Origin of the sequence: Acinetobacter sp. F-1, from assembly GCF_022869025.1 — a bacterium.
Classification (GTDB): domain Bacteria; phylum Pseudomonadota; class Gammaproteobacteria; order Pseudomonadales; family Moraxellaceae; genus Acinetobacter; species Acinetobacter pseudolwoffii.
Genome location: NZ_JAJKFX010000012.1, coordinates 1 through 20,982 on the forward strand (window position 1 = coordinate 1; position 20,982 = coordinate 20,982).

The 20,982-nt window shown below is 44.1% G+C and carries 24 protein-coding genes; 8 read left to right on the top strand and 16 right to left on the bottom strand.

Features of this window, described 5'->3' with window-relative positions; genetic code table 11:
* The 5 genes from LOZ91_RS11245 to LOZ91_RS11265 form a co-directional block, all read right to left on the bottom strand.
* On the bottom strand, positions 1 to 114 hold a 114-nt coding region (locus LOZ91_RS11245), incomplete at its 3' end, for a GTP-binding protein (protein WP_244782822.1).
* Between the two features lie 92 nt (positions 115 to 206).
* Positions 207 to 2,342 (bottom strand): elongation factor G, encoded by a 2,136-nt coding sequence (fusA, locus tag LOZ91_RS11250; protein ID WP_005096016.1) that lies wholly within the window; start codon positions 2,340 to 2,342, stop codon positions 207 to 209.
* 128 nt (positions 2,343 to 2,470) lie between these two features.
* The gene (gene rpsG, locus LOZ91_RS11255) at positions 2,471 to 2,941 is read right to left on the bottom strand and encodes a 30S ribosomal protein S7 (RefSeq protein WP_004279240.1); all 471 of its coding nucleotides are present in this window, start codon (positions 2,939 to 2,941) and stop codon (positions 2,471 to 2,473) included.
* A 178-nt stretch (positions 2,942 to 3,119) separates the two neighbouring features.
* Complete coding sequence (rpsL, locus tag LOZ91_RS11260) at positions 3,120 to 3,494, bottom strand: 30S ribosomal protein S12 (RefSeq protein ID WP_002050319.1); 375 nt, start codon at positions 3,492 to 3,494, stop codon at positions 3,120 to 3,122.
* A gap of 154 nt (positions 3,495 to 3,648) precedes the next feature.
* A complete protein-coding gene (locus LOZ91_RS11265; protein ID WP_100534694.1) occupies positions 3,649 to 5,151 on the bottom strand; it encodes an EcsC family protein in 1,503 nt (500 codons plus the stop codon).
* Between the two features lie 275 nt (positions 5,152 to 5,426).
* Between LOZ91_RS11265 and LOZ91_RS11270 the strand changes: the two genes are divergently transcribed.
* Positions 5,427 to 6,656, top strand: coding sequence for a beta-ketoacyl synthase N-terminal-like domain-containing protein (locus tag LOZ91_RS11270; protein ID WP_005096011.1), 1,230 nt, complete (start codon positions 5,427 to 5,429; stop codon positions 6,654 to 6,656).
* Positions 6,657 to 6,679: 23 nt separating this feature from the next.
* Complete coding sequence (gene hemJ, locus LOZ91_RS11275) at positions 6,680 to 7,132, top strand: protoporphyrinogen oxidase HemJ (protein ID WP_005096009.1); 453 nt, start codon at positions 6,680 to 6,682, stop codon at positions 7,130 to 7,132.
* 58 nt (positions 7,133 to 7,190) lie between these two features.
* Here the strand turns inward: hemJ and LOZ91_RS11280 are convergent, their stop codons facing one another.
* From LOZ91_RS11280 to LOZ91_RS11300, 5 genes are all read right to left on the bottom strand, one after another.
* A complete protein-coding gene (locus LOZ91_RS11280) occupies positions 7,191 to 8,429 on the bottom strand; it encodes a hypothetical protein (protein ID WP_244783215.1) in 1,239 nt (412 codons plus the stop codon).
* 171 nt (positions 8,430 to 8,600) lie between these two features.
* Positions 8,601 to 10,040, bottom strand: coding sequence for an amino acid permease (locus LOZ91_RS11285; protein ID WP_074384173.1), 1,440 nt, complete (start codon positions 10,038 to 10,040; stop codon positions 8,601 to 8,603).
* A 151-nt stretch (positions 10,041 to 10,191) separates the two neighbouring features.
* On the bottom strand, positions 10,192 to 10,557 hold the full coding sequence (locus tag LOZ91_RS11290; RefSeq protein WP_171509124.1) for a RidA family protein: 366 nt from the start codon (positions 10,555 to 10,557) through the stop codon (positions 10,192 to 10,194).
* A 42-nt stretch (positions 10,558 to 10,599) separates the two neighbouring features.
* Positions 10,600 to 11,712, bottom strand: a complete 1,113-nt coding sequence (gene alr / locus LOZ91_RS11295) for an alanine racemase (RefSeq protein WP_244783216.1) — start codon at positions 11,710 to 11,712, stop codon at positions 10,600 to 10,602.
* Positions 11,713 to 11,735: 23 nt separating this feature from the next.
* The gene (locus LOZ91_RS11300; protein ID WP_005095996.1) at positions 11,736 to 12,995 is read right to left on the bottom strand and encodes a D-amino acid dehydrogenase; all 1,260 of its coding nucleotides are present in this window, start codon (positions 12,993 to 12,995) and stop codon (positions 11,736 to 11,738) included.
* 138 nt (positions 12,996 to 13,133) lie between these two features.
* Between LOZ91_RS11300 and LOZ91_RS11305 the strand changes: the two genes are divergently transcribed.
* Positions 13,134 to 13,601 carry an Lrp/AsnC ligand binding domain-containing protein gene (locus tag LOZ91_RS11305; RefSeq protein WP_005095994.1) on the top strand — a complete coding sequence of 156 codons (468 nt, stop codon included), beginning with the start codon at positions 13,134 to 13,136 and terminating at the stop codon, positions 13,599 to 13,601.
* A gap of 110 nt (positions 13,602 to 13,711) precedes the next feature.
* On the opposite strand, the gene lysM is transcribed toward LOZ91_RS11305, so the two are convergent.
* The 6 genes from lysM to LOZ91_RS11335 form a co-directional block, all read right to left on the bottom strand.
* Complete coding sequence (gene lysM, locus LOZ91_RS11310; RefSeq protein ID WP_005095992.1) at positions 13,712 to 14,209, bottom strand: peptidoglycan-binding protein LysM; 498 nt, start codon at positions 14,207 to 14,209, stop codon at positions 13,712 to 13,714.
* 185 nt (positions 14,210 to 14,394) lie between these two features.
* The gene (gene acpP, locus LOZ91_RS11315) at positions 14,395 to 14,631 is read right to left on the bottom strand and encodes an acyl carrier protein (RefSeq protein WP_004646101.1); all 237 of its coding nucleotides are present in this window, start codon (positions 14,629 to 14,631) and stop codon (positions 14,395 to 14,397) included.
* 83 nt (positions 14,632 to 14,714) lie between these two features.
* Positions 14,715 to 15,449 (bottom strand): 3-oxoacyl-ACP reductase FabG, encoded by a 735-nt coding sequence (gene fabG, locus LOZ91_RS11320; RefSeq protein ID WP_005095990.1) that lies wholly within the window; start codon positions 15,447 to 15,449, stop codon positions 14,715 to 14,717.
* Complete coding sequence (gene fabD, locus LOZ91_RS11325) at positions 15,446 to 16,432, bottom strand: ACP S-malonyltransferase (protein ID WP_005095987.1); 987 nt, start codon at positions 16,430 to 16,432, stop codon at positions 15,446 to 15,448. Before fabD ends, fabG begins: the two co-directional genes overlap by 4 nt.
* A 223-nt stretch (positions 16,433 to 16,655) precedes the next feature.
* Positions 16,656 to 16,838, bottom strand: coding sequence for a 50S ribosomal protein L32 (gene rpmF, locus LOZ91_RS11330; protein WP_004279227.1), 183 nt, complete (start codon positions 16,836 to 16,838; stop codon positions 16,656 to 16,658).
* A gap of 77 nt (positions 16,839 to 16,915) precedes the next feature.
* Positions 16,916 to 17,473 (bottom strand): YceD family protein, encoded by a 558-nt coding sequence (locus LOZ91_RS11335; protein WP_074384127.1) that lies wholly within the window; start codon positions 17,471 to 17,473, stop codon positions 16,916 to 16,918.
* Between the two features lie 97 nt (positions 17,474 to 17,570).
* On the opposite strand from LOZ91_RS11335, the gene LOZ91_RS11340 reads away from it, so the two are divergent.
* The 5 genes from LOZ91_RS11340 (at position 17,571) to scpB (ending at position 20,968) form a co-directional block, all read left to right on the top strand.
* Complete coding sequence (locus LOZ91_RS11340) at positions 17,571 to 18,233, top strand: elongation factor P hydroxylase (RefSeq protein ID WP_244783240.1); 663 nt, start codon at positions 17,571 to 17,573, stop codon at positions 18,231 to 18,233.
* 87 nt (positions 18,234 to 18,320) lie between these two features.
* Positions 18,321 to 18,938, top strand: coding sequence for an L-threonylcarbamoyladenylate synthase (locus LOZ91_RS11345; RefSeq protein ID WP_005095982.1), 618 nt, complete (start codon positions 18,321 to 18,323; stop codon positions 18,936 to 18,938).
* A gap of 41 nt (positions 18,939 to 18,979) precedes the next feature.
* A complete protein-coding gene (locus tag LOZ91_RS11350) occupies positions 18,980 to 19,264 on the top strand; it encodes a hypothetical protein (protein WP_005095980.1) in 285 nt (94 codons plus the stop codon).
* Between the two features lie 322 nt (positions 19,265 to 19,586).
* Positions 19,587 to 20,381, top strand: a complete 795-nt coding sequence (locus LOZ91_RS11355; RefSeq protein ID WP_100355517.1) for a segregation/condensation protein A — start codon at positions 19,587 to 19,589, stop codon at positions 20,379 to 20,381.
* Complete coding sequence (scpB, locus tag LOZ91_RS11360; RefSeq protein ID WP_180001052.1) at positions 20,378 to 20,968, top strand: SMC-Scp complex subunit ScpB; 591 nt, start codon at positions 20,378 to 20,380, stop codon at positions 20,966 to 20,968. Before LOZ91_RS11355 ends, scpB begins: the two co-directional genes overlap by 4 nt.
* Positions 20,969 to 20,982 lie beyond the last annotated feature (14 nt).

Consider the following 20,982-nt stretch of genomic DNA (forward strand, 5'->3'; position numbering starts at 1 on the left):
CTTTGCACATACAGTTGCAATCGCAGCTGTTAAAGTTGTTTTACCATGGTCGACGTGACCAATTGTGCCCACGTTAACGTGTGGCTTATTACGTTCAAACTTAGCCTTAGCCATGAGATCTTCCTTTTTAAACTACTCATGCAGGATCACTGCATGAGCACTTGGGTTTAACTATGAATTAGTTTGGGCTTATAGTAATCGAAAGATTACTCGTCGTCACCTTTTTTACCGCCAGACTGGAACTTAGAAATGATGCCTTCAGCCACGTTACGTGGAGTTTCAGCATATTTAGCAAATTCCATAGAGTAAGTCGCACGACCTTGAGACATAGAACGCATATGAGTTGCGTAACCAAACATCTCAGCCAATGGAACTTCAGCACGAATGGCTTTAGTACCACCAGGAAGATCGTCCATACCTTGAACCATACCACGACGACGGTTTAAGTCACCCATGATATCGCCCATGTAGTCTTCTGGAGTTTCTACTTCAACTTTCATGATTGGTTCAAGCAAGATTGGATCTGCTTTCATGAAACCATCACGGAATGCGTAAGAACCTGCCATTTTGAACGATAATTCGTCAGAATCGACATCATGGTAAGAACCGTCGAACAATGTCGCTTTGATGCCCACTACTGGATAACCAGCAAGTACACCATTCTTCATACGTTCTTGGATACCCTTGTCAACCGCGCCAAAGAATTCTTTAGGTACTACACCACCTACAACTTCTTCAACGAATTCGTAGTCTTTACCAGCGTCTTCAGCAAGCGGTTCTAGACGTACGTATACGTGACCGAACTTACCTTTACCACCAGTTTGACGTACGAATTTACCTTCTTGTTCAACTGACTTTTTGATCGTTTCACGGTAAGAAACCATTGGTTTACCAATGTTGGCTTCAACACCGAATTCACGCTTCATACGGTCAACAATGATGTCAAGGTGAAGTTCACCCATACCAGCAATAATGGTTTGACCTGATTCTTCATCAGTACGTACGCGGAATGATGGATCTTCTTTCGCCAAACGACCTAAAGCAACTGACATTTTTTCTTGGTCAGCTTTAGTTTTAGGCTCAACTGCAAGTGCAATTACTGGCTCAGGGAATTCCATACGCTCTAGTGTAATTACGTGGTTTTCATCACATAATGTATCACCAGTCGTTGTGTCTTTAAGACCTACACATGCCGCGATGTCGCCCGCACGAATTTCTTCGATATCTTTACGGTCATTCGCATGCATCTGTACGATACGGCCAACACGCTCACGCTTCATTTTTACTGGGTTATAACACGGGCTACCCGCTTTAAGAACACCTGAGTAAACACGAACGAAAGTCAAGTTACCTACGAATTTGTCATTCATAATTTTGAATGCAAGTGCAGAGAACGGAGCTTCGTCAGACGCTTCACGAGAACCTTCAGATTCGTCTTTGTCGTCAAGGATACCCTTGATCGCTTCAACGTCAGTCGGTGCTGGCAAGAATTCAATTACAGCATCCAACATACGTTGAACACCTTTGTTTTTGAATGCCGAACCACAAAGCATCGGTTGAATTTCGTTTGCCAATGTACGCTTACGGATACCAGCAACGATTTCTTCTTTAGTCAGCTCTTCGCCTTCTAGGTACTTGTCCATGAGTTCTTCTGATGCTTCCGCAGCAGCTTCAACCATGTTAGTACGCCATTCTTCAGCAGTAGCAACTAAGTCAGCAGGGATGTCGCCATATTCGAATTGCATACCTTGAGATGCTTCATCCCAAATGATTGCTTTCATTTCGATTAGGTCAACAACACCCTGGAAGTTTTCTTCTGCGCCGATTGGAACAACGATTGGCACTGGATTACCGCCAAGACGTGTTTTAACTTGTTCAACTGCACGGAAGAAGTTCGCGCCAGTACGGTCCATTTTGTTAACGAACGCAATACGTGGAACTTTATATTTATTTGCTTGACGCCATACCGTTTCTGACTGAGGCTGAACACCACCTACAGCACAGTAAACCATGCACGCACCGTCAAGAACACGCATAGAACGCTCAACTTCAATCGTGAAGTCAACGTGTCCCGGGGTGTCAATTACGTTAATACGGTGTTGTTCGAACTGGTTCGCCATACCTTTCCAGAAGCATGTTACAGCTGCTGAGGTAATGGTAATACCGCGTTCTTGCTCTTGTTCCATCCAGTCCGTAGTTGCCGAACCTTCGTGAGTTTCACCAAGTTTATGGCTCTCACCTGTGTAGAACAAAATACGTTCAGAAGTGGTTGTCTTACCTGCGTCAATGTGCGCAGAAATACCAATGTTACGGTAACGAGAAATTGGGGTTTGACGTGCCATGATTTCTAGCATTCCTAAATTTTGTTGTTTAAAACAGGACGCTTTAAGCTGCATAGCAACTTAAAGCGCTTTGGTGACAAAACCATGACGGTTTTAGCACTTTCCTGAATAGGGCCTGTTTTATCTGCTTAGAAACGGTAGTGAGAGAATGCTTTGTTGGCTTCAGCCATACGGTGCACATCTTCACGTTTCTTAACCGCAGCGCCTTTGCCTTCAGATGCATCAAGCAACTCGCCAGCAAGACGTAAAGCCATAGTTTTTTCAGAACGCTTAGCAGCAGCATCTACTAACCAACGCATAGCTAGGGCAGTACGACGGGATGGGCGTACTTCCATAGGTACTTGGTATGTAGCACCACCAACACGGCGTGCTTTTACTTCGACCATAGGACGAACTTTTTCAAGAGTAGTCTCGAAAAATTCAACTGGGTCTACTTTAGATTTTTCTTGAACGCGGTCTAAAGCACCGTAAACGATACTTTCAGCAATAGATTTTTTACCATCTTGCATTACGTGGTTCATGAATTTAGCGATTGTTTGGCTGCTGAACTTAGGATCCGGAAGGATTTCACGAGCAGCGACTACGCGACGTCTTGGCATTTTAAACTACCTATAAAGATGACACTTCAGGTTTATCCAGCATGAGCACAAAGTGTCATGTGCATTCGCTGGCCTTACTACACGTCGCTTGAATTTCACAAAATTAAATGCAGAAATCAGACAAGCGAGACGATAAAGGATTGCGGTTCTACGTTCTTAAAATTTAATTCTCGACGAATTATTTCTTAGGACGTTTAGTACCGTATTTAGAACGAGACTGGTTACGATCTTTAACACCAGCACAATCTAAAGAACCACGAACGGTATGGTAACGTACACCTGGTAAGTCTTTAACACGACCACCACGGATAAGAACAACACTATGCTCTTGCAGGTTATGGCCTTCACCACCGATGTAGCTAGAAACTTCAAAACCTGAAGTTAAGCGAACACGGCAAACTTTACGCATTGCTGAGTTAGGTTTTTTAGGTGTAGTTGTGTAAACACGTGTACAAACACCACGGCGCTGTGGACAAGCCTTCAACGCAGGAACTTTAGATTTTTCAACTAAAGTCGTACGACCCTTACGGATCAACTGATTTGTTGTTGCCATTTGGCAATTCTCCCGTTAATAAAAAGCCCCAAAAACATACTGCTTTTTGAGGGCATGCAATTGTAATTCAAGATGTAAAATTGGTCAACCTGCTCAGGTCGACCAAATATAATAACAACTATACGCTATGCTGCTATTTTCTCTCAGAATTCATTTACTTTTTCGGATTCTTCGCAGTTTTTTTTGTAACATCTTGAGCTTTAGATGTTGTTGAGGCTGTTTCAGATGCAGAATCAGGATCCTCCTGCCCCTCTAGCCCCTCATTTTCCACGGTCTCCGATTCATTTTCAGCAGTATTATCTGCTTGTATCTCTGCTTCCACGTCAGGATCAAAAGAAGTTTTGGTTAAAGCAGGCTGTTGCGATTGTTTATCTGCCACAGGTTCAACCAATTCATCACTGAGGGCATCTAGACCTTCACTGACTTTTTCATCTTTTTTCACTTCAGCTTCTTCAGAACTGAGATCATTCTTTTCTTTCTTAACCAGTTTGACCTGAGTAATTGTATCATTGCCTTCAATTGCAATATCCTGATCCAGAATTGGCTCGTCTTTTGGCGCCTCGATCGACTGAGATGAACTGTCTAATAATTTAGGTGCAGCCTGTTGCAATAAATTGACTGCTTTTTCATAGGCCGCATAGGGAGACAATTGCGAATCTTGATGCTGAATCAGATATTGTCGAGCATGTGAGAAAGCTTCTTGAGCTTTCTGATTTACATCATCAACAAAACGGTGACTATAAACTGCTCCGATTCCAGCACTTGCCAATGGTGTCAATTTCGTTAATTTTTCTAAAATAGAAATTTTTGGCAGATTGTTCACCCATTCCCATTTCGCCTCGCCTTCATGGTTGTTTAACCATTGCTTTATGGCAGTCATATCATTATCAGAACCTAGCATGGTCTGAAGCTGGGAAATATCGTGGGTTTTAATCGTATTACTCAGCGCTTTTAAGCCCAATAATAAGGTCTGCTTTTCAGCAATCAGGCCAAGGTCTAGCTGTCTAAAAATATGTTGTACGATTTCCTGATCATCTTCTTTGCTCAGGTCAAAACCATAAGAGCGACCGACCTGATAAATGGTACGTAGCGCCATTAACAAAGAAGCCGGAATATCAATCGCTGTACCAAGCACCCCAGAAGCACCGCTGATTGCACCCTGTACCGTTGCAATCCATTTGTTTTGCTCACCCAAAGCCTGTGAAATTCGTTTAGAACGATTGACATCCTGAGTCAACTCTTCCAAGTCTTTTGCTCCCGCTTCATTCAGAATGGCATCGACCGAACTGCTCTGGTTACTAAACTGGTTAAGGCGGTCATAAAAATAGTCTGATACTTTCTCCGTCAGTTCAGGAGAAACAAAATGTGCCACGTTATTGACGGTATTAAAACGGTGTCCTAGAAGTTGGCGAGATACATTTGGCAGATGTTCACGAAGCATTTGCTGTGGATTATCATATTTTTTAGCCGAAAAAACGCTTTTTGTCTTCGCCGAACCGTCAATCACCTGACCGGAATTTGACGGCTTAAGTGCTTTCGTCACCGAGTCTGGTGCAACATGATTCAATAAATCCAATCCGGTTGAACTGAACTTTTTCGCCACTCCAAAGGCATTCGAAATCAGACCATTAGATTGTTTATTATTAGCATTTACCATTTTTTACCTCAGCATTCACGTGCTTGTATTTGATATAAATACTAGGTGTAGTCAGCATTTATCTCAACTTTATTCTGTGTCATTTAGTAAAATCCCTACATGCCGACTCACAAACCCAACCGACTGTCACACGGCATAACATTTGCCATAAGATTTCAAAAGTCTTTCTGCTATCATGTTCTCCATCATGAAATAAGGCTAGAGGCCGGATTTGGCGATTTTATATAGCCCATTTTCTGCCACTGGACGTAGAGCTAAACTATAAGGATCTGTAGATGAAACGTGTTGTCATCACTGGCATGGGTATTAACTCGTGTATTGGTAATACATTAGAGGATGTAAACCATTCTTTACAAAATGGGATTTCAGGAACACGTTTTAATCCGACTTATGCTGAACTCAATTTCAAAAGCCATGTGAGTGCTGCGGCCGAACAGGATTTCGACGGTATTGACCGTAAACTCAAACGCTTTATGGGCGTATGCGCAATGTATGCCTACAATTCGGCACTTGCTGCAGTTGAACATGCCGGTTTAAAACAAGAAGATCTGGCAAATAATCCACGCTATGGTATTGCCGGTGGCTCAGGTGGTGGTTCAACTGCCTCAGTGGTTGAAATGAAAGAACTTCTAGATACCAAAGGTGCGCGTAAAATTGGTCCTTTCTTTGTACCACGCAATATGACCAACACCATTACTGCAAACGTCGGTGTCGCTTTTAAACTACAAGGCGTAGCACATACCATTACCAGTGCATGTGCAACCTCTGCCGATGCCATTGGTTATGCTTATAACCTGATTCAACTGGGCAAACAAGATTTGATGCTGGCTGGTGGCGGTGAAGAAGATCACTGGTCACAAAGCTTATTGTTTGATGCGATGGGTGCGCTTTGCTCTAAATACAACGACACGCCTGAAACTGCATCTCGTCCGTACTCTGCTGACCGTGACGGCTTCGTGATTGCCGGTGGTGGCGGTTTTGTGGTGCTTGAGTCACTTGAGCATGCACAAGCACGTGGTGCAAACATCTTGGCTGAAGTGGTGGGCTATGCGGCCAACTCGGATGGTGCAGATATGGTTGCACCAAGTGGCGAAGGGGCTACACGTTGTATCCTGATGGCACTTGAAGAAGCCAAACAACATGGTGTTGAATCGATTGATTATGTGAATACTCATGGTACATCTACACCTGCTGGTGACGTGACCGAGCTTCAAGCAATGGCACGTGCATTTGGTGAAGATAAAGTTCCACCACTGAGCTCAACCAAGTCTATGACTGGTCACAGCCTGGGTGCTGCTGGCGTTCAGGAAGCAATTTACTCGATCCTGATGATGCAAAATGACTTTATTGCTCCAAACATTAACGTGACCGAGCTGGATGAAGGCGCAAAACCATTTGATATCGTGCTTGAAAAACGTGACGCAAAATTGAATACTGTGATGAGTAACAGTTTCGGTTTCGGCGGCGTAAATGCTTGTCTCATCTTCAAAAAATGGGAAGGCTAAGCCGCCCATTTTAGGGTGACTTGATGGATGCTCCTTCTGATGCTTTCCTTTGGGTAAAAGCATTACATATTATTGCTGTGGTGTGCTGGTTTGCTGCGTTGTTCTACTTGCCACGGCTGTATGTTTACCATGCTATGAGCGAAGATGCCGTAAGCCACGCGCGTTTTCAGGTGATGGAACGCAAGCTGTATCGTGGCATCATGTGGCCTGCCATGCTGGCCACCCTCATTACAGCGCACTTTCTGGTCGATTGGGGTGATGCAACACGTCACTATCATGAAGCTGTATGGTTTTACCTGAAAGTGGGTCTGGTGGGTTTATTGGTGATTTATCATCTGGTATGTGGCCATTACCGCAAAAAACTGATGGAAAATGCCCATTACAAGTCACACAAGTTCTGGCGTTATTTTAATGAAATGCCAACCCTGATCTTATTTGCTGTGGTAATTTTGGTCGTGGTGAAACCGACCTTCTAATTCATAGAGTAAAAATAAAAAAATCCCTGATTCGTCGGGGATTTTTTATGTTTGCCTTCTAGATTTTCACACAGCTATCCTGCTTCAGATTCAGTTCAGACAATTTCTGTTGAGAAAATGGCAGTGCTATACATAACTTTCCATCTTGCTGAAAATAACGTCGCCCTGCTGCATTTTGATTCAATAGCTCTATCTCTATACTGCCTGAATTGACTGCATTAAAAGTCATAATTTTATTGTTTAAGACATGATTCATCACAATATATTTTTCAAAGTTGGGCTTACTGATCTGCGCTAGAACATGTCCAATCGCATTTTTTAGTCGCCATTTAGACAATGAAGAAGGCTCACTTGTCGTAAACCGCTCTTGCAGTTCAACATACGGTGTTTCCGAAAGCATCCAGTACACCTCATATTGTGCTGCAATTGCATTAAAGGTGGTATTGGGTAAATACAGCCATTTTAGCTGTACAGGGCTGATTTCAGAGGCATGTGCCAGATATTGGGTCAGCAAATAATGTCCCATTAATTCATTTTGCAGACTTGCTTTTAAACCCAATTGACCTGAATCCAGATTGTTAAGCATGACTGGATTGCTTTCATTTTTTTGCTCGATCCGAATCAGATCAATCATTTGACTGAGCCAATTCTGCAGCAGCATTTTTTCAACCAAAGACAAGCGGTTCCGGCTAAAGTCTAAAACCTGATGAAATTGCTGTGCATAATCCTGCACTTTAGAGTCTGAATTAAGCTGGATGTGAACCAGTTTCAGCAACTGTAAGTTTTGAATATAGCGATAATCAGGCCCGCCTGCCTGCGGCGGAATCACCAATGAAATATAATCCTGGTGTTCCAATAAATCTGAAAACCGTTGTAAAGGAATACGCTCACGTTCCAGTAAAGCGTGTAGCAATTTTTTATGTTCTACCACCAATACAGAAAACTGCTCAGCTGAATTAGCCAAACGCATTTGCAGATTTTCAAGAAGTTCTTTTTCCTGTTCAGAAAAACCAGCTCGGCTCAGCTGGCGGTTTAATCCTGAGTCACTCTGCAAATTTTCAGCAGCATTCTGATCTCGAATATAATTTGCCCATTCCCGATGGTAACGATAACGACCCAGTGCCTGAGGGTGAACCTCATCTTTGGCAGCAATTCCCAATAAGTAAAAATATGAGTGTTGCTGAACATTCGCCCTATAGATTAAATCTGGCTGAATAAACTTTTTTGCCGTATCCGTTAAAGGCTGATCTGTACGCAGCCATTTTGCAGTGAATACCAACAGAATGGCTATTCCCACAAGAATGCCAAGCGACCATAACCCCAGCCTGTTTTTACTCCATCCCCTCATATAGATCCTTATTTTTAATTATAAATTTTTCTTCAATTCTAAGGGCACAGGACAAAGTTCACAAATGATTCATCACACCATAAAAAAATCCCCGATCAGGCGGGGATTTTTTAAGCTATTTTATTGTGTTTCTAATGCAGCTTTTCTCGCGGCTGCGACACGCGGCCGATACAGTACATAATAAGTCACTGCCAAAATAATCAACCATAATGGACTGATTTTTAATGCATTGAATGTATCTGGCTCCAAACTTAAAATGACCAGAGCGAAAGCCAGAAAAGTTAGTACGATATAGCTCATCCATACCCCACCCGGCATTTTAAAGGTGGAGTTGGCATGCTGTTCAGGGCGTAATTTACGGTAGCGTAAATAACACACCATAATTAAGCTCCAAATACTAATAAACAAAATCACGCACAGCGACGTCGCTAAAGTAAAAGCTTCCAAGGTATTGGGCACAAAGTACTGCAAAGCTGCACCAGCCATAATAAAGGCACATGAGAACATTAAACCCTTGGCTGGTACAGAACGTTTCGATAGATGCGCCAAAGCGGCAGGTGCCTGTTGACCACGCGCCAATCCGAAAAGCATACGACTGGTGGAGAATACACCACTATTCATGGAAGACATGACGGATGACAGGACCACCAGATTCATGATGATCGCCGCCGCACCAATACCGGCATGCATGAACAAGCTGACAAAAGGACTTTGATCCGCAGGAATTTTAGCCCATGGAGTCACTGACATCACTACAAACAATGACAACACATAGAACAAGATAATACGCGTTGGAATCGCATTGACGGCTTTGGGTAAATTTTTCTCAGGATCTTTGGTTTCAGCTGCCATCGTACCGAGCAATTCCACACCCACAAAGGCGAATAAGGCAATCTGGAAGCCTGCCAGGAAGCCATCCGCACCTTTGGGGAACATACCACCCGACCAGACATGGCTAAAGCTTGCAGTACTGCCATCTGGTGCCTGAAACTGGTTCAACACCATAAAGCCGCCAATAAAGATCAGGCCTAAAATGGCTAAAATCTTAATCAGGGCAAACCAGAATTCAATTTCACCAAACAGTTTGACCGTCAGCAAGTTCAAACCCAGAACCAGCAATACACAGCCGACACTGATCAATGCCTGCCCGATGGGGGTAAAGGCCACACCCTCAGGCAACCAGAAACTTAGATAATTAATAATCGCTGCTAAATCGGCAATCCCGACCAGAACCCAACCGAGCCAATAAGACCAGCCAATATAATAGGCCGCGCCCGGACCTATGAGGTCGCGCGCCATATCAATAAATGATTTGTAATGTAAATTAGCCAACAATATCTCACCCAATGCGCGCATCAGGAAAAAAAACATAAAGCCAATAATCATATAAATAAATAAAATTGAAGGGCCGGCCAAAGAGATAGTTTTACCCGATCCCATAAATAAACCGGTACCAATTGCACCACCAATGGCAATTAACTGCAGATGCCGATTGGAGAGCTTGCGTTGTAGCTCATGTTGCGACGGCGCTGCGTCATCTTTAGCGGATGTTGTATTCATGTTTAGTTCCTTTTTTGCATCAGACCCTTGCCCATCTGATCGGATTTCTTCCTGAAATCCTGAATGCAGATGAAGTTCCATTTAAAAAGCTAAATGACCGGATCTAATGTCCTTACAAAATTAAGTTGGGAGATATAAAAATCAAAACAACTCAAGCCTGTGCTGCAATCACTGCAATTTCAATCAGCCAGTCAGGATTGACCAGATCTGCCTGAATGGTGGCACGTGCCGGAGTTCCCTGTCCTTGCAACCAGTGAATCCAGATCTGGTTCACGGTTTGAAAATCTTCAAGATTTTTCACAAATAGTTGTGCCGACAGCAATCGGCTTTTGTCTGTTCCTGCCAGCTTGAGCAACTGATCAATTTTCGTCAGCACTTCCTGCGTTTGACCGCTAATATCCTGACGGGTGCTATCCGGCACCTGCCCTGATAAATACACGGTCTGGTTGTGAATGGTGACAGCACTCATGACCTGATTGCTGTTAATACGCTGGATATCGGTGTGTTCCATCATCATATGTCCTCTCAATTTCTTCCGTTGTTTGGTCAATATTTAGTTTTAGCTTTCGATCCGAACCGGTACACGAGCCGTAATCGCACACATCAATTCATAGCCTACGGTTCCTGAACCGGCCGCGACCTCATCAATTGATAAAATTTCACCTTGCGAAGATTTCCCCCAAAGCACCACTTCACTCCCCACAGTCGCCTGAGGGACAGCGGTCAGATCGACTGTAAGCATATCCATACTGACCCGACCAAGAACTTGAGTTCGCACTGAATCCACCAGAACTGGTGTACCTGTGGCTGAAATGCGCTGATACCCATCGGCATATCCACACGCCACCACACCAATGCGCATCGCCTGCTCCGCAACGAAGTTAGAACCATAACCCACACTTTCATCAGCCTGAATATACTGAAGCGCAATGATTTCACTGCGCAGGCTCATGCAGGGCTGCAGATTCCAGTCATCAATAGTATGGTCAGGATAGTCAGGCGAACTGCCATACAGCATGATGCCACTACGCACAATGTCGGATTGAATGTGGTGATGATGGCGCAGGATGGCTGCACTATTACTGACAGAAGTTTTTCCGGCTAAAGACCCAGTGATTTGCGTGAACATTGAATATTGATAATCAATGCCGTTCTGGCCAAAGCGCTGACCATCTGCATCGGAAAAATGCGTCATATGGCTAACTGAGCGCACATTGCTCAGTGCCTGGACTTGCTTAAAAATATCCGTATATTCGTGGGCCTGAAAACCCAAACGGTTCATACCGCTGTTAAGTTTTAAGTACACATCAAATTTTGCGTCTGGATTGATCTGCTGAAACTGCGTTAACCAGGTGATTTGATGCTGGCTATGTAGACTAAAACTTAAATCTAATGCAGCACAGACGTCTAAATCGTCTACAGCAAAAATTCCTTCGAGCAGTAAAATTTTGCCCTGCCAACCGAGCGCACGCAGACGCTGCGCTTCAGCCAAATCCAGCAAGGCAAAACCATCGGCTGATTGAAATGCTGAATAGACTCGCTCAATACCATGACCATAGGCATTGGCTTTAACCACAGCATAGACTTCTGCATTTGGCGCTGCGGCTTTGGCGATCTTCAGGTTATGCTGCAATGCATCTAAGTGCACTACAGCTTGAATTGGGCGTGGCATAGCTTCTTCCTTGAAACAGCAATTTAGGCCGCGTGTGAATAACGTCCGAGTGAAAGTCCTTCAGTGCTGATTTCGGTTTTATGATTCAACACAATGTCACTGATTAACTTGCCCGAACCACAGGCCATGGTCCAACCCAGGGTGCCATGTCCAGTATTCAGGAACAGATTTTTAAAACGCGTTACACCAATAATCGGGGTACTGTCTGGGGTCATTGGACGTAAACCGGTCCAGAAACTCGCTTCTGCCAGATCCCCGCCTGGGAATAATTCCTGAGTGACCATTTCCAGAGTGGCACGGCGATTGTCTTTCAAATTGTGGTTAAATCCACTTAGTTCGGCCATACCGCCAACACGGATCCGCTGGTCAAAACGCGTGATGGCAATTTTATAGGTTTCATCCAGCACCGTAGATTGTGGTGCAAAGTTGGCATCAACAATTGGAATGGTCAGTGAATAGCCTTTGACTGGATAAACCGGCAAATCCAGATTCAAAGGTTTTAAGAAATCACGCGAATAACTACCGAATGCCAATACATATTTATCAGCCGTCAGCACTTCACCATTGACCACCACCCCCTTAATTTCATCGCCTTCAATCACCAAACGCTCAACATTTTGGTTAAATTTAAACTGCACGCCCAATTCTTTGGCAACATTGGCTAAGGCATTGGTAAATAAATAACAGTCGCCTGTCTCATCATTGGGTAAATGCAAGCCGCCCACCAGTTTATCCTGGGCATGCGCCAGGGCTGGCTCAACTTTGGCCAGATCAGCGCCCAACAACAATTCATGCGGTACGCCGCATTCTCGCAATACCGCAATATCACGTTGCACCATCTCTAATTGCGCTTCGTTACGAAAGACTTGCAAAGTACCTTTAGAACGGTGTTCATAACTGATCCCGGTTTCTTTACGTAATTCACGTAAACAGTCACGGCTATATTCAGCCACACGGGTCATACGTTCTTTGTTAATCGCATAGCTGGCTGGATTACAGTTTTTCAGCATTTGTGCCATCCAGTTCAACTGCCACATACTGCCATCTAAATTAATGGCTAAAGGTGCATGATGCTGGAACATCCATTTCACTGCTTTAAATGGAATGCCCGGTGCTGCCCATGGCGTCGAATAGCCCGGAGAAATTTGTCCGGCATTGCCAAAACTGGTTTCTTCAGCCGGCCCGGTTTGACGGTCGAGCACTGTAACTTCTACACCCTGCTGCGCCAGATAATAGGCACTCGCCACACCGATTACACCACTGCCTAAGACCAAAACGCGCATCTTACTACCCTCAAATTTTTCTAGTTGATTTAACTAGTATATTTTTGGATCAATAGTGAATTTAACTATATTGAGATGATATATTTAGTGAAATAAACATTTTTTTCGGGCAGAATTAAAAAAAAGAGGGAAATATTGATGCGTAAATTAGACCGCATTGATCGCATGATTCTGGATATCTTGCAACGCGATGGCCGGATTGCCATTAGTGAGCTGGCAGCACGTGTGAACCTGTCAACCACACCCTGTTCAGAACGGGTAAAACGGCTGGAGCGCGAAGGCATTATCATGGGTTATTACGCGCGCTTAAATCCGGAACTGCTAGAACGCAATTTGCTGGTCTTTCTGGAGATTAAGCTTTCTGCAAAATCGGGTGATGTATTTGATCAGGTGGCGCGGAATCTGACCGAAATTCCAGAAGTACTGGAATGTCATTTGATTTCCGGTGACTTTGATTATCTGGTCAAGGCACGTCTCAAAGAGATGAGTGCCTATCGGCGTCTGTTAGGCGATTTGCTAAAAAAATTACCTGCTTCTGCTTCCTCACATAGTTATGTGGTCATGGAGGAAGTAAAAGAAAGTCTCTATCTGGATCTTGGCGGGTAATTATTTTTATCTTTCAACATTCAGCGCTCAAGCTGTTTCCAAAAAAATAATGCCCCAAATAGGGCATTATGGTGAACAAGATATTTAGATATTTATTTTCGACTTAAAAATCAGGCCGGAATACGCAATACCTGTCCCGGGAAAATATCATCAGCATCTTTGAGCAATGGGCGATTGGCCTCAAAGATCTTATTGTACTGATTGGCATCACCATAAAATTCTTTCGAGATTTTTGACAAGCTATCCCCCGATTTTACCGTATAGAATTTGCTTTCCGGTTCAGGGCTGCTGACCGTAAGCTGATCATCCACTTTGGCCACATGATCAATATTCCCCACCGCCAGAATAATTTTTTCACGATCGGCCTGACTTTGCACCTGACCTCTGACCGTGGCCAGATCCGAGGTTGAATTATAACTGATGGATAAACCAGTGATCGGAAGACCCAGACCTTTTACATGACCAAGTAATTTATTTGCGACTTCTTGGGCAGAAGGCTCTGCGGGCTGTGCTGCTGCGGCTGGAGTAGTATTTGCTGGTGCGGCCTGCGGCTCTGCGGCAGCTGTATTTTTCTTACCGATACCTTTTACAAAATCAAAAAGACCCATATGGAACTCCATTCTTGTCGTTAATGTCATATCACTCTTATTTTTATAATGAAAATAGCCAAGGCATAGTTAGTCATTGGTGACAGAAAGGTAATCGATTGTAAAATTTCCATTTAGGTGAAAAGCAGACACAAAAAAACCACCGAGAGGGTGGTCTTTATGCTCAGCAAAGCTGAAATCGGCGATTAACCCAGTTTCTTAGAAACATAGTCAATTGCAGATTGAACAGTTGTGATTTCGTTAGAATCTTCATCAGGAATCGTGATGTCGAAATCATTTTCGAAAGACATAACCAGTTCAACTAGATCTAGAGAATCTGCACCTAAGTCATCCATGAAAGACGCTTCGTTTTTAATCTCTTCGATTTTGATACCAAGTTGTTCTGCAACTGCTTGCTTAACACGTTGTTCGATATCGCTCACAGGAATTCTCCTCATTGCTTGTGGCGTTTTTAATGCCGTTAGTTTAATTGAATCTAAAAAATTTGGAAAGTTTATACTTGAGCTTAGCTCATGTATAAGCCCCCATTTACATGCATAACTGTACCAGTAATGTAACTGGCTTTGTCTGAAGCCAGGAAACTTACAGCATTTGCGATATCTTGTGGGTTACCCAAACGGTTTAACGCCACTTGCTCAGTCATTTTTTTACGAATTTCTTCGCTTAACTGTTCCGTCATTTCAGTTGCAATAAAGCCTGGTGCGACCGAGTTAACCGTAATCTGACGGCTACCCATTTCTTTGGCCAAACTACGACTGAAGGCTTCAATTCCGGCTTTGGCAGCAGAATAGTTGGCCTGCCCCGGGTTGGCAAAGTGTGCCACCACAGAGCTGATGTTGATGATGCGTCCGAAACGTGCCTTGGTCATGCCTTTCAGCACACGTTTAGACAGACGGTAAACGGCTTTCAGGTGAATATTTAAAATATCATCCCAGTCATCTTCAGACATGCGAAGCAATAAGTTGTCTTTGGTAATACCGGCATTATTAACCAACGCCAGCACTGGACCATAGTTCTGTTCGATCTCCGTCACCAGTGCATCAATCGCAGCACCATCACGTACATCTAAAACTTTGCCCGCACCATTTTCAGCAAACTGTGCAGATAATTTTTCAGCGCCCGCTTCAGAGGTCGCAGTACCCACGACAAAATAACCATCCTGAATCAACTGTTGTGCGATCGCAGCACCAATACCACGACTTGCACCTGTTACCAAGGCAACTTTCGGTTCCTGTGTCATGCAATTTTCCCTTCTGCCGTCAATACGGTGTTCAATGCATCTTCCAGACGAGATTTGCTATCCAGTGGAAGTGCTTTTTCGATATTCGGTAGGCGTTTCGCCAAGTTACTCAATACATTGCCCGGACCACATTCAACGATGTACTGAATGCCTTCATCTTGAAGGAATTGCAGGGTTTTGGTCCATTGTACTGATTCATAAAGTTGCGCTGTTAAAGCCTGACGCAATGCAGGGACATCAGCCGCAGCTTCAGCGCCTACATTTTGTAATACAGGAATGCATGGCAGCTCAATGGCGGTTTGTTCCAATGCAGGCGCAAACTGTTCTGCCGCAGGTTTCATCAGTGAACAATGCGATGGAACCGATACCGGCAATGCAATCGCCTTAGCGCTATTTTCTTTGGCCAGTGCCATCACTGCTTCAACGCGATCTTTATTGCCTGCAACCACAACCTGCCCTTGGGCATTGTAGTTTGCCGCTTCAACAGAACCTTCACCTGCTGCAGTTGCCTGTGCACACAGCTCAATCACTTTGGCATCATCCAGACCTAAAATAGCAGCCATTGCACCGACACCCTGAGGTACAGCCGTCTGCATCAGTTTACCGCGCAGGTTGACCAGTTTGACTGCATCACCCAGGCTTAGGCTACCCGCTGCCACCAGCGCGCTGTACTCACCCAGTGAATGGCCTGCCAGATATTTCGGTGCCACACCACCAGATTCCAGCCACACGCGCCACAAGGCAATACTTGCAGTCAGCAATACCGGCTGGGTAAATTCAGTTTGATTTAAGTTTTCGCCAGTTTGCGCAATCTGCCACAAATCGAAGCCGACAGCTTCAGAGGCTTCTGCAAATGTCTCGCGAATAGCAGAAAACTGCTCTGCAAGTTCAGCCAGCATGCCGGCTTTTTGTGAGCCTTGACCTGGAAATACAAATGCAGTTTTCGTTGCTTGTGCTGCTTGTTCGAGTTGTGTCGCAGACATAATAAAATCCTTTCATTCAAGAGGTGTCATCTTCAGTTGTAGCAAGAAGACTGGCCAATAAAGCCACCTAAATCATTGTGGAGCGCAATTTAGCATGTAATTTTGCTGGCGGTAATTGCCAAATACAACAAAAAACCGATGCAAGCAAAAATCAAGGACAAAAAAAAGGGAGCTAAATGCTCCCATTTTTTTCTACTAAGCTTGACGCTTAATACATCATCAATTATTCAGCAGATGCTTTAGCGAATAATTGACGACCACGGTAGATACCATCTTTAGATACGTGGTGACGACGGTGAGTCTCGCCAGTAGCTTGGTCTACAGTTAATGCATTCTCGGTTAAAGCGTCATGTGAACGGCGCATGTCACGGCGAGAGCGACTTTTACGGTTTTGCTGAACGGCCATGATGGCTCCTTACAAAGATCGAAAAAATGGATCAGAACAAATTCGATTGTCTTATACACAAGAGTATAACACAAAAATTAGTTAAGTTTACCCTTCAGAGCTGCCAAAACATCAAACGGATTATCTCGTTTTTCTTCGACAACTTCTTCTATGGCAGGCTGATGCTTATGTTCGCAAAACTCATGTTTAGGCGACAACGGCACCAACAATAACAGTTCATCTTCTATCAGCGCGAGCAAATCAGCGGTCGCAGGTGCATCATAGTCACCTTTGGTCGTTGCTTCACTTTCACCTAGGACGATGAAATCAGCATCCTCATCCAAGCGCTCTATCAGTGACTCATCATCCACAAGTGCCAAATGGAACGATGAAACCAGTTCAATCTCTACAGTTTCCAGACAACGCTGGCATTCCATAGGAACTTTTGTTTCAACGTGACCATCTAGCCATGCAATACGATGATAGGCATCCATTGATAGCTTACAGTCTATGTTAATCAATTGATCATCAATTGATCCAACAGCTTCACGAGCGATACGAACAAAGCGGGATAAAGGCAGTTGACCTGACCATTTAAAGCCCTGTTCAGCCCATTTAAACGGCTCAATCTGTGCCGGAAAGGTATTTGCTGACATAATTAAGGCGGCAATTCTACAAATTCATCAGTACTCTGTCAAAGATTAAGATACAATTTTGTACTTATTTCGACAGACCATTTGGGTAACTCAAGTCATGCATCTGTTGCAGCCGCAAACAGAAGTGAATGTTTCATCACTCGTTAGCACAATTCCAAGCCTTGATTCTGACAGTTCAACACAACAAGTGCAACTCTCGCCATGGACGAATTTATCGTCAGAAGCGCAGCAGGTGGACTGGCTCATCTTACACTTTAATCACTGGTTTTCCCATTTAAATGTGACTTTAGTCCGTGGCGAATTTGAACCTGAATATTTTCCTGCCGATGCCGATACTCCTGCCCGGATTCAGTTTGCACATGGATTCTTTAATAGTGCCTTGCATGAAATCAGCCATTGGACAATTGCCGGGGATAAACGCCGGGAACTTCCGGATCTTGGCTACTGGTATGCCCCGGATGGGCGTACAGCCGAGCAACAAGCGCTGTTTGAACAGGTAGAAATTAAACCGCAGGCAATCGAGTGGATGTTTGCCCAGGCCTTTGGGCGTAAATTCCGGGTATCGCTGGATAACCTGACTGGTGACGGTGGTGACGGAACCCGCTTTAAAGATCATGTCTATGCACAAGTGCAGGCTTATTTTCGTGGTGAGGCAAAATTGCCACGGGATGCTCAACGCTTTATTCAAGGTATCTGTGCCTGTACCAGAGGTGGCAAAAGTTTACAATCTGATGAATTTATACGTGAAATGCTTGATTAAATTACACAAATCTACCTTTTTGGTGATTGCCAGACGCTGCCTGAGCGCCACATAATAAGCCATCAGCCCAAGCTTGGAGTAGCCTCTATGCTGCATTTACGCGTACACCCCGATAACCCGCAACCGCGCTTAATCAGTCAGGCGGTAGAACGAATCCGTGCTGGCGATGTGGTGGTCTATCCCACGGATGCTGCCTATGCGATTGGTTGCCAGATTGGGAATAAAAGTGCCATGGAACGCATTGCACAGATTCGCGGACTTGGCCCAAAACATCAATATGCAATTTTGTGCTGTGATTTATCCGATATTGCCACCTATGCCAAAGTGGACAATGCCATGTATCGCTTACTCAAAAACAATACACCAGCAGTCACCACTTTTATTTTACCGGCCACCAGTGAAGTGCCGAAACGCTTGATGCATCCCAAAAAGAAAACCATTGGCCTGCGCATTCCGAGCAATCCGGTGTGTCAGATGCTGCTCAAAGAACTGGGTGAGCCTCTCTTGACCTCTACCCTGATTTTGCCGGACCAGACCGATCCGCTGGATGATCCTTTTGAGATTGAAATGCAATTGGGCAAACGCATTGATGTGTTTATCGATAGCGGTTTAGGTACATTAAGCACCACCTCGATTATTGATTTATCTGGTGATCATCCAGAAATTATTCGTCGTGGCGTGGGTGATGTCAGCGCATTTGAATAAAGAATGCCATCTTATTTCCAGCCGACTGCAGGAGTCAGTCTATGGATTTATTTTATATCCTGCTGAATCAGCATGAATTCTCTGCCCAATATTGTATCTATGCAGAACTGCCTTGGACACTTCAATCCAGGGCCATCATGATCGAAGCATATCCTTCGCCCAGTCCCACTCTAAACATTGATGCTACTGAATATCAGTTTTTCATGAATTTGGCTTTGCTTCGACAGCTATTACAGATCTATTCAAGCCAGAACCTATGCCTGGCAGAGACTTGCCAACGTATGATTGAGTTTGCACTGAGTGAATATCCTTCCTCACCGCGCTGAAGTTCTTAGCACTCAGATAGGTATTAATCATATCGCAGGATACTAAAACAGATACTAAAACATGGATATGGTCATAGCTTCCACCCGTAACACATTGACTCTTTGCCCCGCTTATCTGGCTGTTTTTTTGGGGCCTTCTTTTAAATTGCAAATAAATTCCATTATTTTTTCAAGTTTTTATGCCTTTGACTCCTTATTTAATTTATTTAGAGTTACTTTTCCAGTACAATGACGGCACTTAATTCTATGCTTTTTCTTTCGATGAGATACCGAAGATCAAGCCTTTGCATGCCTTTGAAAATTCGCGTGGCCTATAATTGTAATGACTCAAATTATCCATAACACAATGGAATCTGCTCCGCACATTCGGGTTCTGGATGAATGGCAGGATACTATTCCAGAGGATCTGTATATTCCTCCCGCCGCATTTGAAATCTTGTTAGAACATTTTGAAGGCCCACTCGACTTTTTAATTTACCTGATTCAAAAAAACGGTTTTGACCTGTTGCAAGTCGATATCGCGCCGATTGCAGCGCAATATTTATCCTATATGGATGCAATGAAATCCCTGAATATTGAGCTGACCGCAGATTATATGGTGATGGCTGCTTTATTGGCAGATCTCAAATCGCGTCTGTTATTGCCTAAACCGAAAAGCCTGTCTGCGATTGAGCAAGATCCAAAACAAGAACTGATCGACCGTTTAGAAAATTATTTAAGAATTAAACAGGCAGCAGAACGTCTGGGGCAAATGCCTATTCTGGAACGTGATACATTCCTGACCCATGTCAGTCTGGGCGACGTTCAGCAGAATAATGAAGGCTATTCGATCGATTTACTGCGTGATGCCTTGTTGTGTATTTTTAACCGTCCTGAACCGGTGATTCATCAGGTGCAACAGGAACCGGTACTGCTCGAAGAACGGATTGCCTATATTGAAAGCTGTCTGGAATCTGGCGAAGTCTTATCTTTTGCCGATTTACTCAAACCGAGTCAGGGACGCATGGGGATGGTGGTGACCTTTATGGCAGTGCTGGAGCTGACCCGGCAACAAAAAATTCAGATTATTGCTACAGGTATTGAAGCCCCGCTCGCAGTTCAAGGAGCCAGTCAATGACACTAGAGCTAAATACGCTGTTTTCTGCAGAAGATAATCTGCATGAGGTGTTGATGCAGCTTGAGGCGATTATTTTCGCCAGCGACTCTGCGGTTTCACTGGCGCGTCTGAAAGAGGCTTTTCAGGATCGCTATAGCAAACAGGAATTACGTCAGTATTTACAACAACTTTCCATGTTAATGCATGGCCGTTCGATTGAACTGATTGAAACAGCACAAGGTTATCGTTTTCAAGTGCGTGCAAAATATCGTAATATTATTGCACAGACCTGGCCTGAGCGACCAACTCGCTTGTCGCCGGCCTTACTTGAAACACTTGCAGTGATTGCTTATCACCAGCCGGTGACCCGAGCCGATATTGAACAAATTCGTGGTGTGACGAATAACAGTCAGATTTTGCGTACGCTGTTTGACTGGAACTGGATTAAAGAATCCGGATTTCGTGAACTCCCTGGAAGACCTGCGTTGTTAATGACAACGCCACAATTTTTAAATGCGTTTGGCTTGAATTCTTTAGGCCAATTGCCTCCCCTGCAGGATGCCAAGGAAGCTTTTATGGCCCTCGATGCAAATGCACCGAAGTCATAAATAGGTGAACTGTT

Bases quoted from the DNA above. Each gene is read 5' to 3' on its own strand.
- fusA (WP_005096016.1), bottom strand. From the start codon at position 2,342: ATGGCACGTCAAACCCCAATTTCTCGTTACCGTAACATTGGTATTTCT.
- rpsG (WP_004279240.1), bottom strand. From the start codon at position 2,941: ATGCCAAGACGTCGCGTAGTCGCTGCTCGTGAAATCCTTCCGGATCCT.
- rpsL (WP_002050319.1), bottom strand. From the start codon at position 3,494: ATGGCAACAACAAATCAGTTGATCCGTAAGGGTCGTACGACTTTAGTT.
- LOZ91_RS11265 (WP_100534694.1), bottom strand. From the start codon at position 5,151: ATGGTAAATGCTAATAATAAACAATCTAATGGTCTGATTTCGAATGCC.
- LOZ91_RS11270 (WP_005096011.1), top strand. From the start codon at position 5,427: ATGAAACGTGTTGTCATCACTGGCATGGGTATTAACTCGTGTATTGGT.
- hemJ (WP_005096009.1), top strand. From the start codon at position 6,680: ATGGATGCTCCTTCTGATGCTTTCCTTTGGGTAAAAGCATTACATATT.
- LOZ91_RS11285 (WP_074384173.1), bottom strand. From the start codon at position 10,040: ATGAATACAACATCCGCTAAAGATGACGCAGCGCCGTCGCAACATGAG.
- LOZ91_RS11290 (WP_171509124.1), bottom strand. From the start codon at position 10,557: ATGATGATGGAACACACCGATATCCAGCGTATTAACAGCAATCAGGTC.
- alr (WP_244783216.1), bottom strand. From the start codon at position 11,712: ATGCCACGCCCAATTCAAGCTGTAGTGCACTTAGATGCATTGCAGCAT.
- LOZ91_RS11300 (WP_005095996.1), bottom strand. From the start codon at position 12,995: ATGCGCGTTTTGGTCTTAGGCAGTGGTGTAATCGGTGTGGCGAGTGCC.
- LOZ91_RS11305 (WP_005095994.1), top strand. From the start codon at position 13,134: ATGCGTAAATTAGACCGCATTGATCGCATGATTCTGGATATCTTGCAA.
- lysM (WP_005095992.1), bottom strand. From the start codon at position 14,209: ATGGGTCTTTTTGATTTTGTAAAAGGTATCGGTAAGAAAAATACAGCT.
- fabG (WP_005095990.1), bottom strand. From the start codon at position 15,449: ATGACACAGGAACCGAAAGTTGCCTTGGTAACAGGTGCAAGTCGTGGT.
- fabD (WP_005095987.1), bottom strand. From the start codon at position 16,432: ATGTCTGCGACACAACTCGAACAAGCAGCACAAGCAACGAAAACTGCA.
- rpmF (WP_004279227.1), bottom strand. From the start codon at position 16,838: ATGGCCGTTCAGCAAAACCGTAAAAGTCGCTCTCGCCGTGACATGCGC.
- LOZ91_RS11335 (WP_074384127.1), bottom strand. From the start codon at position 17,473: ATGTCAGCAAATACCTTTCCGGCACAGATTGAGCCGTTTAAATGGGCT.
- LOZ91_RS11340 (WP_244783240.1), top strand. From the start codon at position 17,571: ATGCATCTGTTGCAGCCGCAAACAGAAGTGAATGTTTCATCACTCGTT.
- LOZ91_RS11345 (WP_005095982.1), top strand. From the start codon at position 18,321: ATGCTGCATTTACGCGTACACCCCGATAACCCGCAACCGCGCTTAATC.
- LOZ91_RS11350 (WP_005095980.1), top strand. From the start codon at position 18,980: ATGGATTTATTTTATATCCTGCTGAATCAGCATGAATTCTCTGCCCAA.
- LOZ91_RS11355 (WP_100355517.1), top strand. From the start codon at position 19,587: ATGACTCAAATTATCCATAACACAATGGAATCTGCTCCGCACATTCGG.
- scpB (WP_180001052.1), top strand. From the start codon at position 20,378: ATGACACTAGAGCTAAATACGCTGTTTTCTGCAGAAGATAATCTGCAT.